15 protein-coding genes and 1 other RNA gene are annotated in these 17514 nt (G+C 45.1%); 13 read left to right on the top strand and 3 right to left on the bottom strand.

The window, feature by feature from the left end; genetic code table 11:
* Positions 1-303: 303 nt before the first annotated feature.
* The 10 genes from ffs to msrB all read left to right on the top strand — a co-directional run bounded on the left by ffs (position 304) and on the right by msrB (position 12686).
* Positions 304-400, top strand: an RNA gene (gene ffs, locus AAEY83_RS10035) — signal recognition particle sRNA small type.
* 195 nt (positions 401-595) lie between these two features.
* The gene (locus tag AAEY83_RS10040) at positions 596-1459 is read left to right on the top strand and encodes a DNA polymerase III subunit psi (RefSeq protein ID WP_025646845.1); all 864 of its coding nucleotides are present in this window, start codon (positions 596-598) and stop codon (positions 1457-1459) included.
* A 109-nt stretch (positions 1460-1568) separates the two neighbouring features.
* Complete coding sequence (gene serC / locus AAEY83_RS10045) at positions 1569-2678, top strand: 3-phosphoserine/phosphohydroxythreonine transaminase (RefSeq protein WP_025646846.1); 1110 nt, start codon at positions 1569-1571, stop codon at positions 2676-2678.
* Positions 2679-2987: 309 nt separating this feature from the next.
* Complete coding sequence (locus tag AAEY83_RS10050) at positions 2988-4841, top strand: extracellular solute-binding protein (RefSeq protein WP_025646847.1); 1854 nt, start codon at positions 2988-2990, stop codon at positions 4839-4841.
* Between the two features lie 123 nt (positions 4842-4964).
* On the top strand, positions 4965-5744 hold the full coding sequence (gene gloB, locus AAEY83_RS10055) for a hydroxyacylglutathione hydrolase (RefSeq protein ID WP_025646848.1): 780 nt from the start codon (positions 4965-4967) through the stop codon (positions 5742-5744).
* Between the two features lie 80 nt (positions 5745-5824).
* On the top strand, positions 5825-6895 hold the full coding sequence (locus tag AAEY83_RS10060) for a microcin C ABC transporter permease YejB (protein ID WP_025646849.1): 1071 nt from the start codon (positions 5825-5827) through the stop codon (positions 6893-6895).
* The gene (locus AAEY83_RS10065) at positions 6895-7968 is read left to right on the top strand and encodes an ABC transporter permease (RefSeq protein ID WP_025646850.1); all 1074 of its coding nucleotides are present in this window, start codon (positions 6895-6897) and stop codon (positions 7966-7968) included. The genes AAEY83_RS10060 and AAEY83_RS10065 overlap by 1 nt, the downstream gene beginning before the upstream one ends.
* 1 nt (position 7969) lies before the next feature.
* Positions 7970-9604 carry an ABC transporter ATP-binding protein gene (locus AAEY83_RS10070; protein WP_084212661.1) on the top strand — a complete coding sequence of 545 codons (1635 nt, stop codon included), beginning with the start codon at positions 7970-7972 and terminating at the stop codon, positions 9602-9604.
* Between the two features lie 285 nt (positions 9605-9889).
* A complete protein-coding gene (locus AAEY83_RS10075; protein WP_025646852.1) occupies positions 9890-11203 on the top strand; it encodes an iron-containing alcohol dehydrogenase in 1314 nt (437 codons plus the stop codon).
* Between the two features lie 268 nt (positions 11204-11471).
* Entirely contained in the window at positions 11472-12686 is a 1215-nt protein-coding gene (gene msrB / locus AAEY83_RS10080; RefSeq protein ID WP_025646853.1) for a peptide-methionine (R)-S-oxide reductase MsrB, read from the top strand.
* Positions 12687-12777: 91 nt separating this feature from the next.
* Here msrB and folE read toward each other — a convergent pair whose 3' ends face one another.
* A complete protein-coding gene (gene folE, locus AAEY83_RS10085) occupies positions 12778-13374 on the bottom strand; it encodes a GTP cyclohydrolase I FolE (protein WP_025646854.1) in 597 nt (198 codons plus the stop codon).
* 262 nt (positions 13375-13636) lie between these two features.
* On the opposite strand from folE, the gene AAEY83_RS10090 reads away from it, so the two are divergent.
* Positions 13637-14446: an enoyl-ACP reductase FabI gene (locus AAEY83_RS10090; RefSeq protein WP_025646855.1), complete on the top strand. Its 810-nt coding sequence runs from the start codon at positions 13637-13639 to the stop codon at positions 14444-14446.
* A 178-nt stretch (positions 14447-14624) separates the two neighbouring features.
* Positions 14625-15305, top strand: coding sequence for a YoaK family protein (locus AAEY83_RS10095; RefSeq protein ID WP_025646856.1), 681 nt, complete (start codon positions 14625-14627; stop codon positions 15303-15305).
* Between the two features lie 161 nt (positions 15306-15466).
* Here AAEY83_RS10095 and AAEY83_RS10100 read toward each other — a convergent pair whose 3' ends face one another.
* The gene (locus AAEY83_RS10100; protein ID WP_198013373.1) at positions 15467-15628 is read right to left on the bottom strand and encodes a hypothetical protein; all 162 of its coding nucleotides are present in this window, start codon (positions 15626-15628) and stop codon (positions 15467-15469) included.
* A gap of 220 nt (positions 15629-15848) precedes the next feature.
* Positions 15849-17027, bottom strand: coding sequence for a cupin domain-containing protein (locus AAEY83_RS10105; protein ID WP_025646857.1), 1179 nt, complete (start codon positions 17025-17027; stop codon positions 15849-15851).
* 133 nt (positions 17028-17160) lie between these two features.
* On the opposite strand from AAEY83_RS10105, the gene AAEY83_RS10110 reads away from it, so the two are divergent.
* Positions 17161-17355 (top strand): NF038104 family lipoprotein, encoded by a 195-nt coding sequence (locus AAEY83_RS10110; RefSeq protein WP_025646858.1) that lies wholly within the window; start codon positions 17161-17163, stop codon positions 17353-17355.
* Positions 17356-17514: the final 159 nt, after the last annotated feature.

Below are 17514 nucleotides of genomic sequence, written 5' to 3' on the forward strand. Positions count from 1 at the left end.
AGTCGTTGCGACTGTTTAAATAAAATCAGCTATCCAATGCAATAAGCATTACCTGCAATTTTAACGACGACTAGAACTATTTTAGCTATCAGCAGTGCGCATTTGTGAATGTTCAACACGCCCCAACATAACAAATCTGATAATAAATAATATAAGTGTTTTGTCACAACCTTACTGCTTTCTAGCAGCGTTAAAATGGCGATAATATCTAAGCCCAATTCACTTTGGCGTGAAAAGCTATCGTTTGTAGCGTTAGGGGTTGTAAAATAGAAAAAAGTAAGTATAATTTGCAACTGGTGGCTCCATTGGTAGCCTCGCAACAGTGTTCTATGAACCCCGCCAGGACCGGAAGGTAGCAACGGTATTAGATTCATTGTGTGCCGAGGATGTGCTGATGGAGTCGCTTTTTTTTGTCTAAAATTTGACTGTTATTGATTTGCTGTTCGATTTACCTGCCCTGCTAGAGGGTTTTTTTTGGGTCAAAATTTTGGGTCAGCGCCATCAGTAACTAATAAAATAGCTAGGTGAGTAGCTTGCATCCTGCTCGCTTAAAAGCTACGATATTGAGTCTAAATGAGTAGGGTAAACCATCTAAATGAGTGATAGCCAAACGACTTCATTACCTACTGAGCAGCGTCAAAGCTCAGAGCTTTTAGCTCGCCAGCAGCAAGCTCAGCAGCGACAGATTTTGGCGATGATGGGTATCGGACAATGGGTGCGGCCAGACTCACCAACGCTAAAAATAAGCGATATCACTGAGAGCGCAGGTGGTATACAAGCACCCGATTCATTAACTGGGCAGCAGCCGGTATCAGACGAACAAGTTAGACCAGAGGTGCGAGGTGGTGATCCAATAGATAGACACACTACGACTGCGCCAGTTGCTTCAGATGATGAAGTATTAGCTACTGATCAAGTAAAAATGAATAGCTTCGATAATGACAGCTTTGATGTTGATGTTGCTAATAATAATGAAAGTTCAAATGCTAGCAACAAGTCTTACAACTTTAACAATTTAAATAGCTTCTCTGAATCAGCTAGTACTGAGCAAGTTGATACTGCGAGCCATACTCCTAACTTAGCCCCTGCTAACTCTGAGAAAATAGCGCCCTTTGATTTGCAAGGCGCTCGTTACGGGGACTGGGTACTGCTAGTTGATATTCAGGCGCTCGATAATGACAGTCAAAAGCTCTGGCAAAACATCACTCAGGCCCTATCATTAGACTGTGAGACGAGCTCATTTCCGATATGTGCGGGTATGGACACCGCTGAGCTGGCCAATGCTAGCCTTGCTGGTTATATTTTCAAGATTGCACAGAGTGAAGATATTCAGGTGGCTGTATTGACCGCTTTGCCCGACGGTTTGTCTCATCCTAAATTTGCGACGACGCCTAGCTTAGAGACGATGCTTGAAGACAGTCTACTTAAGCGGGAGTTTTGGCAGCAGATCTCCAATTAATTCATTGTTTTTGATTGCTATATCATTTAGCTCAAAATAGCTTTACGCGGTTCTAAAATTTATACTTAACTTTTTCTCTATTTCTTTGTTACTGCTTGGAATTCTTATTATGTCTGAACATACTGCTCCACATCGAACTCCCAACTTTTCTGCAGGCCCTGCTACTATTCCTACTGAGGTTCTACAGCGCGCGCAAAGCGAGATGCTCGATTGGCAGGGTCGCGGTGTCTCGGTGATGGAGGTCAGCCACCGTAGTAAAGAATATATCGCTATCACTGAAAAAGCGGAAAGTAAATTACGCTCGCTGATGGACATACCTGATAACTATAAAGTGCTGTTTTTGCAGGGCGGCGCAAGCCTGCAGTTCTCGGCTATTCCTTTAAACCTATTAAACAATGGCCGCGCTGATTATCTCTCGACTGGGACGTGGTCAGATAAGGCCATTAAAGAAGCTAAGCGCTACGCTAAGCTAGGTCTTGGTGAGGTTAATGTGGTCGCTAGTGGCAAACAAAGCAATTTTACGGACGTACCTGCGTCTGATGAGTGGAACCTAAGTGATGATGCCAAGTATTTTCATTACTGCGCTAATGAGACCATTCATGGCTTGCAAATATTTGAGCCGCCAAAGGTTGATGTGCCGCTCATCGTAGATATGTCATCGAATATTTTATCGCAGCCGATTGATGTCTCCAAATTTGGTATGATTTACGCCGGCGCACAAAAAAACATCGGTCCAGCAGGTCTTGTTATCGTTATTATCCGTGAAGATTTACTAAACCAAGCCAGCGATTGGTGCCCGCTGCTGATGAACTATACGCATCAGGCTGAAAAAGAGTCGATGTCTAACACGCCAGCGACGTATTCATGGTATCTAGCGGGTCTAGTATTCGACTGGTTAGAAGAGCAAGGCGGCGTTGAAGCTATCGGCAAAATCAATCAGAAAAAGGCGGATCTGCTATACCAGACAATCGATGATAGTGATTTTTATAATAATCCGGTTGCCAAACAATATCGCTCGATTATGAACGTGCCTTTTACCTTGGCAGATGATAGCTTAGATAAAGTGTTTTTAGAAGAGTCAGAAAAAGCAGGCTTGCTACATCTAAAGGGCCATCGCGACGTCGGCGGTATGCGCGCTAGTATCTATAACGCGGTAACGCTTGAGTGGGTAGAGCAGCTTGTTGACTTTATGCAAGATTTTGAAAAAAAGTATGCCTAATTGCTGTATCGCCCCTTGCAGGCAAAAATAGCTATAATCAAAAGACGCCGCTGAATAAGTGGCGTTTTTTGATAAGTGGGAATAGCTGAGCGAGAATAGCTGAGCGGGAGTAGCTAAGCGGGTATAGAAGGTACTGAAATTATTTTTAAGGGCGATATTTAAAAAGTAGCAAAACACATCTACGCTTTTGATTAGGTTAAAAAAGCGAAGTTTGGTATGATTAGATTTCGCATCACCGCTAGAATTAGGCTACTGTAAAAGTCTGCTTTGATAAAAAGCGCCGATAGCGCCCATAATGATAGACAAGCTATGATCAATAACGCTCCGATACAAGCTATATTATACAAGTCTTATAAGGCCGCTACTTTGAGCCTACTGCTTTGCTACGCCTCTAGCAGTCAAGCCGAGGTGGTTACCACGTCAGCGCTTGGACATAATAGTAGCGCTGAATACATCGACACCCCATACATGCCGTACGCCAATCCTGATGCGCCAAAGGGTGGTACGCTATCGCTCGATGCTCGCGGCACTTTTAACGCGGCCAATAAGTGGATGACGACGGGCGTGGCAATGGTCGGCACGGATTATCTGTACGATACCTTGATGACTGGCTCACTGAATGAAGCCTTTACCATGTATCCTCAGCTGGCCACAGGCGTGACTTACGATACTGATGATGCCAGCTGGATCATTTATCATCTCAATCCTAAAGCCAAGTTTTGGGATGGTACGCCAGTCACTAGCAGTGATGTCAAAGCGACTTATGAGGCGATACTCAGCAAAGGCCCGATGTATATTCGCAGCTATTTAGGCGATATTAGAGAAGTACAAATCCTTGATAAACATAAAGTGAAGTTCGTCTTTACCTCCAGTGACAACAAAGAGATTTTGCTAACCGTTGGCCAGTTTCCTATCTTTGCCAAAACCTCTATTGATGCCGATTTTGAAAAGATAAGCTTAACGCCTTTGATGGGCAGTGGCCCATATAAATTAGGCCGTGTCGAGGCGGGGCGTTCGGTCAGCTATGTGCGCGATCCAAATTATTGGGGCCGTGATCTGGCGGTAAATCGCGGCCGCTATAACTTCGATATGATTAAGTTCGTCTATTATCAAAGCGATGAGATTGCCTTTGAAGGCTTTAAATCTGGACAATATCGCTTTCGTCCCGAAAACAAAGCCTCGAATTGGGCAACAGGCTATAACTTCCCTGCCGTAAAAGCAGGAATGATTATCAAAGAGTCGATAAGTAGTCAAAACCCTGTACCGATGCAGGGGCTCGTGATGAATATGCGCAGGCCTTTGTTTCAAGATATTCGCGTCCGTGAAGCGCTCAGTCTAGCATATGACTTTGAATGGATGAACAAGACTTTATTTCATGGCCAGTATGAGCGCTTGCAGAGTTTTTTTTATGGCTCAGAGCTGGCGGCGACTGGTACGCCAGCTGCTGATGAGATGGCAGTACTGACGCCACTACTCAGTGATTTAGAGCCTAGGCAGCGTCAAGGAGTGCTTAGCGATTGGCAGCTACCTAAGAGCGATGGTAACGGCTTTAACCGGGAGAGTTTACTCAAGGCAAGGCAGTTACTACTCGATGCTGGATTTTATTATCAAGACATGCAGCTGTATCAGCCAAATGGCGAGCGCGCGCAAATTGAGATTTTGATGACAGGCGATACGCTAGGCCGAGTACTGCTGCCTTATATTCGTAATATTGAGCGCTTAGGATTTGCGGCAAATCTGCGTCAAGTCGATGGGCCGCAGTACTATGAGCGCACGCGTCGTTATGATTATGATATGACGACCGATGTGTTCGCGCAAAGCTTATCACCGGGCGCGGAGCAAGCCGCCTTTTGGGGCAGCGCGGCTGCTGATGAAGTCGGTAATCGCAATACGATCGGCATCAAAAACTCGGCGATAGATACAGTCGTAGAAGCCCTTGGCGATGCTGAGAGTCGTGAGGAGATTGTACTTTATACCAAAGTGCTCGATCGCTTACTGCGTGCAGGTCACTATTTAGTCCCACTATACGGCAAATCTGGCACTAATGTGGCGTACTGGAATCAGTATCGCCATACGACTTTGCCGACCAATGCGGTTGGTATCGACTACTGGTGGGTGGACAAAAAGGCGGAAGCGAAAGTTAATGATTATTTAAAACGCTAAATTCAGCAGCAAGTGAAAGCGGTAAGCTAAGACGATAAACGTCAATTAACCGTGAATAACAGTCATATAAGCGCACATTTAAGATCAATACGTAAAACCAGTGTTAACCAATAAGGGTTCGATATGAGTAGTCAAATTATTCCAATAAAAGCATTTAACGATAATTATATTTGGACATTAATCAATAAAAATAACAAGCAAGCTATCGTTATTGATCCCGGCCAAGCGCAGCCTGTCGCGGACTATATGGAAGAGCATGACTTAGAGATGACCTCTATCTGGACCACACATCATCACTTTGATCATGTCGGCGGCGTAATGGAGCTACAAGAGCACTTCCCGATGACGCATATCGTCGGCCATAGCGAGCATGGCGTTGAGGAAGATCAAACGATAAAAGACGGCAGCACGGTCAGTGCTTGGGGCTGCTCAGCACAAGTCTGGGATATCCCCGGGCATACGGCAAGTCACATGGCTTATGTGTTGGATATCGACGGTCAAAAGCACTGCTTTTGCGGTGATACGCTGTTTAGTGCAGGCTGCGGTCGTGTCTTTACCGGTACTATCGAGCAGCTTTACGAGAGTTTCAAACGTCTAAACAGTCTGCCTGCCGATACGTTATTGTATCCTGCCCATGAATATACGGCTAACAATCTGCGTTTTGGGCTGTCTATTGAGCCGGGTAATATGGCGATGCAGCAAGCTTTAGAGCGAGCAGAGAGTCAGACGCAGCAAGGACTATGTACGCTACCGGTCACTTTGGAGCATGAACGCGAGGTCAATGTGTTTTTGCGAGCGCATGAGCCTAGCGTCATTGCAGGCGTAAAAGCCAAAACGAATATTGACAATGAAGAGCGCTTAACGGTGTTTACAGCGCTACGAGAGCTTAAGGATAACTTCTAACACTCGCACAGCACTACCTCTTACCTCACTTGTCCGCTGACTGTTGTCTGCTATTTTACCTTTGCAAGGAAGTCGTCATCATGGGTCGTTATATCTTAAAGAGACTACTACTGATATTACCGACGCTTTTCTTGATTTTATTGGCGAACTTTGTGATTGTACAGGCCGCACCTGGTGGTCCTGTCGAGCAGCAACTGGCTCTCATTGAACAAGGCGCAAAAGATAGCGCGGTTAATAGTAGCGTAGGCGCAGGCGGCTCTGGCGGTAATACCAGCACTTATCAAGGTACGCGCGGATTATCTGAGGAGATGGTCGCTGCGATTAATGCGCAATATGGCTTTGATAAATCCGCGCCTGAGCGCTTTTGGATTATGCTAAAAAACTATGCTCAATTAGATTTTGGCGAGTCGTTCTTTAAAGGGCAGACGGTAACTGACCTCATTATCGAAAAACTCCCTGTTTCCATCTCCTTAGGACTGTGGAGCACACTGCTGATCTACATGATTGCCATACCATTAGGGGTTCATAAAGCCATGCATCACGGCTCGGCGGTAGATAAAGCGACAGCGATGCTATTAGCAGTTGGTCATGCGATACCGGTATTTGTATTTGCGGTAATATTATTGGTGTTTTTTGCGGGCGGTAGTTACTTTAATATCTTTCCGCTACAAGGGCTGACCTCAGAGAATTTCGATCAGCTGAGCACTTTAGGTAAAATAAAAGATTACTTTTGGCATTTAGCTTTACCTTTACTAGCGAGTACCGTCGGCGGCTTTGCCGGTTTGACTTACTTGACTAAATTTAGCTTTTTAGAGGAGCTGAGCAAGCAGTACGTGTTGACCGCACGCGCTAAAGGCTTAGGGGAGCGTCAAGTGCTCTACGGTCATGTCTTTCGTAATGCCATGCTGATTGTCATAGCTGGTATTCCGGCCGCTATCGTCGGTATTTTCTTTGCCGGTAACTTTCTTATTGAGATTATCTTTAAACTTGATGGACTGGGCCTGCTTGGCTTTGAAGCCATTCAGCAGCGCGACTATCCAGTGATATTTGGCACGCTGTTTATCTTTACTTTACTTGGTTTATTATTACAGCTTATCAGTGATCTGAGCTATCATCTAATAGACCCTCGTATTGATTTTGAGGGTCGCTAATGTCTAATTATTCTACTGCTACGCCGCCACCTGCTTTAACTAAATCAAAAGCCAAACGCCTAAATCCGATTTGGCAGGCGCGGCTCGATCGCTTTCGTAGTAATCGCTTAGGTTTAATCTCTCTTATTATTTTCAGCTTAGTGTTCATCCTCTGTATGGCTGCTAATGTTATTGCCAATGACAAACCACTACTGGTCAGTTATGACGGTGACTACTATGTGCCTGTATTGACAGCTTATCCTGAGACTACTTTTGGCGGTGTATTTGAGACTGAAGCTAACTATAAAGATCCTGCGGTACAAGCGCTGATTGAGGACAAAGGCTTTTATGTGATGCCGATTATTCCTTTTGCCGATCAGACGCCAAATGTAGAATTGGGTCTTCCTTATCCTGCTGCACCTAACGCTCAGAACTGGCTCGGCACTGACGATCAAGGGCGCGATGTGCTCGCGCGCATTCTCTATGGTATGCGGGTTTCTCTGTTATTTGGTATAGCGTTGACTTTAGCTGGAGCACTAATAGGCATTATCGTCGGCGCAATTCAAGGCTACTATGGCGGCTGGGTAGATCTAGCAGGTCAGCGCTTTATGGAAGTGTGGGGCGGGATGCCGCAGCTATTTATGATTATCATTTTGGTCAGCCTGTTTAGCCCTAGTGTCTATGTGCTGTTTGCTTTGATGTTATTGTTTGGTTGGATGGGTTTGGTCGGTTTGGTGCGTGCTGAGTTTTTGCGGGCGCGTAATTTTGATTATGTACGGGCGGCGCGTAATTTAGGGGTCTCTGACAGCCAAATCATGCGCAAACATATTTTGCCTAACGCTTTAGCCTCCAGTCTTTCGCAGTTGCCGTTTATCTTAACCGCCAATATCATTGCACTAACTGCGCTTGATTTCTTAGGTTACGGATTACCGCCCGGCTCACCGTCATTAGGGGAGCTGATGGTACAAGGCAAAAACAATCTCGATGCGCCTTGGCTTGCGTTATCAGGGTTCTTTAGTTTAACCTTTATTTTATCCTTGCTTATCTTTATTGGCGAAGCGTTACGTGATGCCTTTGACCCAAGGCGCAGCTGATATGACTGATAATACTAAGCAAAACCCATGTGTTCTAAGCGTTACAGATATGACTATCACGGCGGATAACAAAGCCATATTAGTCGATAATTTATCTTATCAGCTGCATCAAAGCCAGACGCTCGCTATCGTTGGTGAGTCGGGCTCAGGCAAATCAATCGCCAGCCTAGCACTGTTAGGATTACTGCCAAATAGCCTAAGCGTCAGTGGCCAGGTCTTGCTCGATGGAAGAACGCAGCTACCCATTACCAATAACCAAGGTAAAGATAAGGCGCAAAACAGAGCGCTCAGATCCATTCGTGGTCAGCGCATCGGCATGATATTTCAAGAGCCGATGACTGCGCTGAATCCGCTACATACCGTCGCCAAGCAAATCGCCGAATCGCTGCGCCTAAACGGTATCGCAAAGCCGCAGTGGCGCAAGCATACTATCCAACTGTTAGAAGATGTCAATATCATTGATCCTATTGATAAGCTCAACCGCTATCCGCACGAGCTATCAGGCGGTCAGCGCCAGCGGGTAATGATTGCGATGGCATTAGCACAGCAGCCTGACATTTTGATTGCTGATGAGCCAACTACCGCGCTTGATGTGACTTTGCAGCACGAGATATTAGCACTACTAAATAGCCTAAAGTCTGAGCGAGATATGGCGATGATTTTGATCAGCCATGACCTAAATTTAGTCAAACGCTATAGCGATGAGATTATCGTTATGCGCCAAGGTCAGACGATTGAACAAGGCAAAACTGCTGCTATCTTTGCGCAGCCAAAAGCGGACTATACTCGCACACTGATGCAGCAAAATTTTGGCTCAGCACTAACGATTACCAATGAAACCGCCACTGACGAGCGAGTCTTAGTAGTCAATAAGCTACAAGTGGATTTTCCGATAGAAAAAAACCTATTTGGCGGCACTAAGCGCTGGTTCGAAGCAGTAAAATCAGTCGACCTGAGCTTATCAGCTGGTCAAGCTTTGGGTATCGTTGGCGAGTCGGGGTCTGGTAAGACCACTATTGCCTTGGCGCTGAGCAAACTACTGAGCAATCAAGCGCGCGTGCGCGGACAAGTGCTCATCGACGGTCAGGATCTTTTCGCCTTGAGTAGTAGCGAATTACGTCAGTTTCGCTCGCAGATTCAAATGGTCTTTCAAGATCCTTTTGCTAGTATTAATCCGCGTATGACGGTGATGCAGGTGGTCGAAGAGGGGTTGCTGGTGCAAGGCGTCACTCAGGCTGCGCGTCAGCAAGCCGTGTTAGAGAGCCTAGAAACGGTACATCTACCCGCTGATTTTATTCATCGTTATCCGCATGAGTTATCGGGCGGTCAGCGCCAGCGGGTCGCGTTGGCAAGAGCGCTTGTGATGCGGCCAAGTTTATTGATACTTGATGAGCCGACCTCAGCGCTTGATAGCACCACGCAAGTGACGGTTGTGACGCTACTACGCGAGATACAAGCTAAGTTTAATATCAGCTATGTGTTTATCAGCCATGACCTAAAAGTCGTGCGGGCGCTGTGTCAGTATACTATGGTACTCAAACAAGGCGTTTGCGTAGAGGCAGGTGCAACAGAGGAGCTATTTAACCATCCGCAGCATCGGTATTCTCAGCGCTTATTGCAGGCCAGTGTTATATAGGATAAAGACCATCTGTTAATACCATCTGTTATTAAAAGAAAGTTTGGCAAGCAAGACCTCTGTGCTGAGCTCTAGTTATTGTTTATTTGTTTTTGATGCTTAATATCGACTGTTATGCGCTCATGATGATTACCAAAGTTTAGACGCTGCCACGACTAAATATTGACTAGAACATATGAGTTCATAATTATCGCAATATATATAAAATGACAGTGGTACAATTCATACAAACAGTCGTTTGGTGTTTGTTTTATTTACCGCCGCATTATTGAAAAGGATATTTCTATGCCCGCTACAAACTCTCCTCTTGCAAAACTCATGAACAACGACAAATTACAACATGCCGGCTACTTAGCTGTCGCAAAAACGCGTGCTAAAGCACTAAAAGTATTCTCGCACCTTATTCCGCTACCTAGACCTCTGTTATTCGTCGGTGAAGACGCTTGTAATGAGCTGTGCGATATGGTCATCAATGAAGGCGGCACTAACGTCTTTATCGTAACCGATGCCGTACTCAATAAGCTTGGTATCCCGGCCAAAGTTACTGACTATTTAGATCAGCATAATATCCGCTATCAGGTTTATGATGGCATCACTCCAGACCCTACTTTTGCCGTCGTAGAAGAAGGTCTAAGCCAAACGGTCAACGCTAAGTGCGATGCGATAATCGCTATTGGCGGCGGCTCAGTTATTGATGCAGCGAAGATGATCGCAATGTCACAAGGCAATAACTGTAAGCCGCAAAAGCTTATCGGTATCCTTAAGGCAAGAAAGAAAGGAGTGCCGCTGTACTGTATTCCAACGACTGCCGGTACCGGTTCAGAAGCGACGCTTGGCGCAGTAGTATCGGACAACGACACGCATCAAAAAGCGCTATCAATCGATCCTAAAATGATTCCATTAGCCGCCGCTATCGATCCTGTGATTATGAAAGGGATGCCTAAGCATATTACTGCGGATACTGGTATTGACGTTTTGACTCATGCCTTAGAGGCGTGGATGAGCGCTAATGCTAGCGTTGAGACCGACTATTATGCCGCTTCTGCCACCAAAGCGGTGATGCAGTATCTGCCAATCGCCTATGAAAATGGGGAAGACCTGCAGGCTCGCGAAGAGATGGGGATAGCTGCACATTATGGCGGTATCGCCTTTAATAAAGCTGGTTTAGGTTATGTGCATGCGATCGCTCACCAATTGGGCGCGCATTACAGTATCCCTCACGGCCGCGCTAACGCAATCGTTTTGCCTTATGTGTTAGAAGTCAACCGTAAAGGATCAGAGAAAAGATTGGCGAAACTCGCTAGAAAAACAGGCATCGTTGAAAGCGCTCAAGCGACTAAAACCGATAAAGAGCTGGCCAATTACTTTATCGAGCAAGTCCGTGAACTTATCAAAACTGTCGGCATTGATCCTACCGTTAAAGGTATGAAAAAGACAGATTATGACGATATTGCCAAAGCTGCTGCCAAAGAAGTCAGCGATACTTATGCAGTACCCACTTATATGCCACCGGCGGGTATCAAGAAGATCTTACAAAAAATTCAAACCGCGAGTGAAGATCGACCCAATAATGATACTCAAGATAAAAAAAGCGCTTAACTGACCTTATGGTCGATATTATTTAAAACTATTGGTTATTAGTATAACTAGAGTCTATCACCGTAAGGTAATAGGCTCTTTTTCTATTGAAAGCTAACGCTTTTCAGTCATTTAATAGATGTGAATCGAAGTCGTTGACTATGTAGAAACTATAAATAATAAATATATAACAAGAATAAAGTATTTTTGTCATGCTTGAGCGTTACTATAGTGTAATAAGGCTATAGTATTCAAAGAAGGTAGCAAACAAAACGGTTAGGAGCGTTTTATGAGTTTTCAACGTCAAATTAAAGTTATGAGTATGGCGGTGTTAGCCAGTAGCGCTCTGTTAGCAGGCTGCGCCTCCACAGAAAACAGCACTAGTATAAAAAACCCTAATGCTGACAATCCTTATGCCCCTACAGATCCCAATCTAGCAGTAGCGACGGTAGCGGGTGGTTGTTTTTGGTGCGTAGAGGCTGGTTATGAAAAGATCCCTGGCGTCGTAGAAGTTGTCTCAGGCTATAGTGGTGGACAGACTGATAACCCAACCTATAATGCGGTATCAGCGGGAGGTACAGGGCATACTGAAGCTGCTCAGGTCTATTATGACCCTACTAAGATAACCTACAATGGTATCGTACAAGCCTTATGGCGTATCGCTGACCCTACTGACGATCAAGGTCAGTTTGTCGATAGAGGCACGCAGTATCGTCCGGCTATTTTTTATCATAACCAAAAAGAGAAACAAATAGCAGAAGCGGCTAAAAAAGATCTGCAAGCCTCCGGTGTGTACGATAAGCCAGTAGTGATAGAGATTGTACCGGCGAGTACTTTTTATCCTGCTGAAGAGTATCATCAGGACTACTATAAGAAAAATCCACTACGTTATAAGGCTTATACCTTTAATTCAGGTCGCTATCAGTTTATCGAGAGCGTCTATGGCAAGGACTATGAGCTAGATTTTAGTCAGTTTAAGCCCAAAGATAGCGAAGTTACTATAAATAATACCCAGACAATGAGCTCAACGACAACTGCAAACTCAGGCTTTAATCCTGCGTCATTTGTTAAGCCTAGCAAGGAAGAGCTCAAGCAGTCTTTAAGTGACATACAGTATAAAGTCACGCAAGAGGACGGTACTGAGCGCGCTTTTAATAATGAGTATTGGGATAATAAAGAGCCCGGATTATACGTTGATGTGGTTTCAGGTGAGCCGCTATATTCTTCTCGCGATCAGTATAAGTCTGGGACTGGTTGGCCAAGCTTTACGCGGCCACTGAGCCCAGAGATGGTCGTTGAAAAAGAAGACAAAGGGTTTTTCTCAACTCGTACCGAGATTCGTAGTCGCTATGCAGATTCACACGTCGGCCATGTCTTTAATGACGGTCCTGCGCCAACGGGCAAGCGCTATTGTATGAACTCAGCGGCGATGCGCTTTATTCCTTTAGCGGATATGGAAGCAGAAGGCTATGGTCAGTGGATTGATGACGTAAAAACGAGCTAAGCTGAGCTTTGATGTTTAGTGTGAGGTATCTAATATGAAAAAGGACGCAATTAAGCGTCCTTTTTTTTAATACAAATTAAGAAGAGTCAAATTAAAACGCTGTCTTGCGCGCTGGTAGCGCATTTAAAAACTCATTACGTGCTTGGTTATCATGTACATATTCGCCAAGCATAGCCGTGCTACGAGTCGTAGAGTGCTGCTTATTGACACCGCGCATCATCATACACATGTGTGAGGCATCCATAACCACTGCCACCCCGCGGCAGCCAGTCACATCCATAATAGCCTGTGCCACTTGCTCGCTGAGGTTTTCTTGAATTTGCAGGCGACGCGCAAACACATCTACAATCCGCGCAAACTTTGATAACCCTAACACTTGTCCGTTAGGCAGATAGCCGATATGCGCAAGGCCATGAAAAGGCAGCATATGGTGCTCACATAGAGAATAAAACTCTATATTCTGAACCAACACCAGCTCCCGGTTACTCGATGGAAATACCGCATCGTTGACGACATCGGCTAAATTTTGATGATAGCCTTGGGTCAGGTGAGCAAAAGCCTTTGCTGCCCGCATAGGCGTATCTTGTAAGCCTGGACGTTCTAGGTCTTCACCAGTCGACTCTATCAGTTGACGATAAGATTCGATGGTTTCTTGATAGTTTGATGCTAGAGTTGAGTCATTACTCATAATTTTGACAGCCATCCAAAATGTGGGTATCGCTTAACGCTAAAGCCTCTCGCGCCCAAGACAGTTTATGTTGGGCGGCTGAGGATTTATGAAGAAAGTGCAAGCTTGGAAGGGTTGTGATTATACTTGAAATCAGCGCAACTTCATACCGCTGTCGATTGCGCTAGCAGTATTTAAGTTTACGACTGTTTACTTAAATTGATTCGTGTATAATGAGAACCCGTAGATTTAGATAATTATAACTGCTTTATAAGGACCTATTATGTTACTTCAAGGCCAACGTTTTGTCGTTACTGGTATCGCCAGCAAACTCTCTATTGCTTGGGCTATCGCTGAGGCACTACACCGCGAAGGTGCTTCATTAATTCTGACTTACCCTAATGACAAAATCAAAAAACGCGTCGATATGGCTGCTGAGAAGTTTGAAGCAGATTTAGTCCTTGAATGCGATGTCGCCTCTGACGACTCTATCGCTGCTTGCTTTGAGCAAGTGACAAACCATTGGGGCGATGGTATCGATGGGGTGGTGCATGCTATTGGCTTTGCCCCTATGGAGCAATTAGATGGCGATTTTGTTAGCGCTACCACCCGCGAGGGCAGCCAAATCGCTCATGATATCTCAAGCTATAGCTTTGTGGCTTTAGCTAAGGCCGCCCGCGAATTATTAGCGATGCGTCACGGTTCCATGTTGACGCTAACTTATGAAGGCAGCATCTCAGTACTACCCAATTACAATGTCATGGGCATGGCAAAAGCCAGCTTAGAGGCGAGCGTGCGCTATCTAGCAACATCGATGGGCGCTGAGGGTATTCGGGTCAATGCTATCTCAGCAGGGCCTATCCGTACACTTGCTGCTAGTGGCATCAAGTCTTTTCGTAAGATGCTCGATATCAGCGAAAAAATCGCACCTCTACAGCGCAATATCAATCAGATGGAGGTTGGTAATGCTGCGTTATTTTTACTGTCTCCTTGGGCATCGGGTATCACTGGCGAGATTATGTTCGTGGATGCAGGTTTCAACACCGTCGCAATCAGCGAGCAGCTGATGATGCTAGATGAAGCGGATAAATAACGTAGATTACTGCTGGTTCATTACTCTTAGCGCTAGAGTGTCGTCCTAAATAGCTAGCCCCAAAAAGCTATTATAGTGCTGGTTATCTTATATTAAGGCAGCGAATAGGCTGCCTTTTTTTATGGGCAGTGTTTTAGTGTATGATGAGCTGTTTTGAATCAGCGCGTAGGCGAGAGCTATGATAACTAAACTACCGAAATGGATACTCTGGGGCGGGGCGGTGCTAGCGTTCAGTGCTGGCAGCGTCAACAGTGTGGCGCTTATGGGTTTTACCAATTTATCCGTGTCGCATGTGACGGGTAATGTAAGTTTATTCTCGGCGGCCATCGCGCATTTTGATGGTCCTAGTGTCTTATTCATTGGCGCTTCTTTAATCGCTTTTTTGATAGGCGCGGTGTTAAGCGGCTTTATCATCGGACAAAACTCTTTAAAATTAGGCCGGCGTTACGGACGCGCGCTATATTTAGAAGCACTCCTGTTAATAGCGAGCTACTGGCTCTATCAGCAGCATGCCTATCTAGGTCAGCTCACTGCGGCAATGGCTTGCGGATTACAAAATGCCATGGTAGCGACTTATAGCGGCGCGGTGATTCGTACCACGCATCTGACGGGACTGACCTCAGATATGGGCGCGGCTATCGGTAATTGGCTGGCAGGACGCGCTATTAGTAAGCCCACTTTAGGCTTTCAGGCCATTATTTGGTACTGCTTTTGTGGCGGCGGGGTAGTCGGGGCTTTTTTATTTGCTAGAGTTGATTATGCCGCCTTTATCGTTCCTATTGTTATCGTCTTAGCAGCAGCATTTATATATAACCAATCCTTGGATCAGCTACCTGAGAGACGTCCTCCTGCTTTGTAAAATTTGTCTCGCTTTCATACAGAGCATACCATCTACTCACTAAAAAGCGCCTATCAATATGATAAGCGCTTTTTAATTTTATAGTCTATTAGCAATTTTATAAGCTATGTAAGTTTAGTAGCTATAATCAGTACCTATAAAAAGCTAAATTTTTAACTGTTTTATTCATTCTCATCTTCATGATCTTCATGCTCGTGCATACCTTGCATCATATCGAGAGCTGAATCGTCAGTACGTTGTTGATCCTTTTCAGATAGGCCATCTTGATTAATATCGTTAGGTGCCATCTTGGTTGTTGCATCAGTTTTATCACGATTTGACATAAAGTACTCCTAGTTAGTGTTGTTCCATATTTATTTATAGTATCCAAAATAGTATGGTTCAAGCAATAAGATATGTACACGGTATAACTGCATAACTTTCGTGACTGAGTGTAACATTTCTCTCTACACTGCCGACACTGCTGAGACAGTACCTCTTTGAATAGAGCTCATTTAATAAGTGCTGCAGTCTTTTAGCCAATAGTAGCTATAACCAGGCAGGTTAAAAATCATCAGCAATATTCACCCACACCCAGCCGTTCTCCAGCCACTCCATTAAGTCGTCGGGATCGATGTCTGCAACATCATCCGCCTGCAAAGCTTCACCATCTGCCAAGCGCTGCAATGTCTGTTTGGCAATAGTATCTAGACCATCTAGGCGTTGACCATTAGCGTACAGGATGAGTTCACCGGCATGTTTATGATAGAGCAGCCGATTGCTGTAATCTGCTTGCAAGGTCGCGCCTTCCGTTATGGCTTGCATGAGCTCATCGGTCGTTAGAGTCTCCTCAGGTACGAGCGCGTCATATTGACGCTTGCTGACGACCTCAGATACTGCCTGACGAATGATATCGTCACCACGCTCAGACTGTAGCATGTGCAAGAGCTGCTCTTTGATCGCACTGATACTCTCTGATTGCAATGCGCCAGATGCCTGTAGTGCTTGCGGCAATAGCAGCGGAATAAACAAATCGCTATCATTAGTGGCGATATCAGCCAAGCCATCGATAATTTGCATCAAATTTGGACGACGGCAGCCAAAAGAAAACGTCAGACAATCATCTTGCGCCACGCCGAAATGCGAGAGTTTGGGCGGCACATAAAGCACGTCACCCGCTTCTAGTATCTCATCAAAGATAATCTGACCCATATCGTCAAATACCCGAATCGGCTCATCTGCGACAAACTCGGTATCTGTATCACAAAACTTGCCGAGCTGCCAACGGCGAGAGCCATAGCCTTGCGCCAAAAACACATCATAGTCATCATAGTGCTTGCCGACCGAGCCGCCTTTAGGCGCGTAAGAGACCATAATGTCATCACGCTGCCACTGCGGAATATAGTCAAACGCTTGCCACAATTGCCCAAGCTCAGGTGACCATTGCTCAAGGTTTTGCACAAGGACTGTCCACTGCGCTGGCAGGTTGTCAAAGTCGGTTTCGCTTAAGGGGCTTTTTTTGAGTTGCCACTGCGGCTCATCGACTGGCTTAGTTGCCGCTTGAGTGAGCAGGCGGGCAGAGGCCTCTTCTTCAAGCGCTAGGCCGAGCATATCTTCTGGCTCAAACATACCGATTAGTTGCGGCAGACCTTGCTTGATCAGCAATGGCTTTTTTTGCCAATACTCGTTTAAGAATTGCTCAGGGGTCATATTATCAGGTAAACAAAGGGGTATAGCGCTCATTGGTAAATCCATATAAAAATTAGGAAAAATTAATAGTCAGGATGACTTTATAGGAGAGTTTTAATCGTTTATGATGACTTTTCGATAGCTTAATACAAAGACTATCGGCTTATCTTAAAATTATAGGAAGTTTATGAAAAAGTTGCATTTCATCGTCATCATCGCAAGTATCTTTGTCCTACAAGCTTGTGTCCACAAAGTTGTCACTGTACCTGCCAAAGTTGCCTATAAAACCACCAAAGGCGTGGTCAAAGGCACGGTCGCGGTCGGCAAGGCTATCATACCAGGCGACAGTGATGACGATGATGATAAAAAGGATAAAAAATAAAACCTTACTTATCACCTATGAGTTTTTAAGATCATCATAGCATGCAAAGTAAGGTTGTTATTTTGTATAGACTTAGGCGAATGTATAGCCAGTTTGAACAAATAGAGATGAGGCAATTGTGCCTTATCTCTATTGCTTTAAGGTATTCAATTCACCTTA

This window comes from Psychrobacter sp. TB20-MNA-CIBAN-0197, assembly GCF_040309765.1.
In the GTDB taxonomy this organism is placed as follows: Bacteria; Pseudomonadota; Gammaproteobacteria; order Pseudomonadales; family Moraxellaceae; genus Psychrobacter; species Psychrobacter submarinus.

Bases quoted from the DNA above. Each gene is read 5' to 3' on its own strand.
- AAEY83_RS10040 (WP_025646845.1), top strand. From the start codon at position 596: ATGAGTGATAGCCAAACGACTTCATTACCTACTGAGCAGCGTCAAAGC.
- serC (WP_025646846.1), top strand. From the start codon at position 1,569: ATGTCTGAACATACTGCTCCACATCGAACTCCCAACTTTTCTGCAGGC.
- AAEY83_RS10050 (WP_025646847.1), top strand. From the start codon at position 2,988: ATGATCAATAACGCTCCGATACAAGCTATATTATACAAGTCTTATAAG.
- gloB (WP_025646848.1), top strand. From the start codon at position 4,965: ATGAGTAGTCAAATTATTCCAATAAAAGCATTTAACGATAATTATATT.
- AAEY83_RS10060 (WP_025646849.1), top strand. From the start codon at position 5,825: ATGGGTCGTTATATCTTAAAGAGACTACTACTGATATTACCGACGCTT.
- AAEY83_RS10065 (WP_025646850.1), top strand. From the start codon at position 6,895: ATGTCTAATTATTCTACTGCTACGCCGCCACCTGCTTTAACTAAATCA.
- AAEY83_RS10070 (WP_084212661.1), top strand. From the start codon at position 7,970: ATGACTGATAATACTAAGCAAAACCCATGTGTTCTAAGCGTTACAGAT.
- AAEY83_RS10075 (WP_025646852.1), top strand. From the start codon at position 9,890: ATGCCCGCTACAAACTCTCCTCTTGCAAAACTCATGAACAACGACAAA.
- msrB (WP_025646853.1), top strand. From the start codon at position 11,472: ATGAGTTTTCAACGTCAAATTAAAGTTATGAGTATGGCGGTGTTAGCC.
- folE (WP_025646854.1), bottom strand. From the start codon at position 13,374: ATGAGTAATGACTCAACTCTAGCATCAAACTATCAAGAAACCATCGAA.
- AAEY83_RS10090 (WP_025646855.1), top strand. From the start codon at position 13,637: ATGTTACTTCAAGGCCAACGTTTTGTCGTTACTGGTATCGCCAGCAAA.
- AAEY83_RS10095 (WP_025646856.1), top strand. From the start codon at position 14,625: ATGATAACTAAACTACCGAAATGGATACTCTGGGGCGGGGCGGTGCTA.
- AAEY83_RS10100 (WP_198013373.1), bottom strand. From the start codon at position 15,628: ATGTCAAATCGTGATAAAACTGATGCAACAACCAAGATGGCACCTAAC.
- AAEY83_RS10105 (WP_025646857.1), bottom strand. From the start codon at position 17,027: ATGAGCGCTATACCCCTTTGTTTACCTGATAATATGACCCCTGAGCAA.
- AAEY83_RS10110 (WP_025646858.1), top strand. From the start codon at position 17,161: ATGAAAAAGTTGCATTTCATCGTCATCATCGCAAGTATCTTTGTCCTA.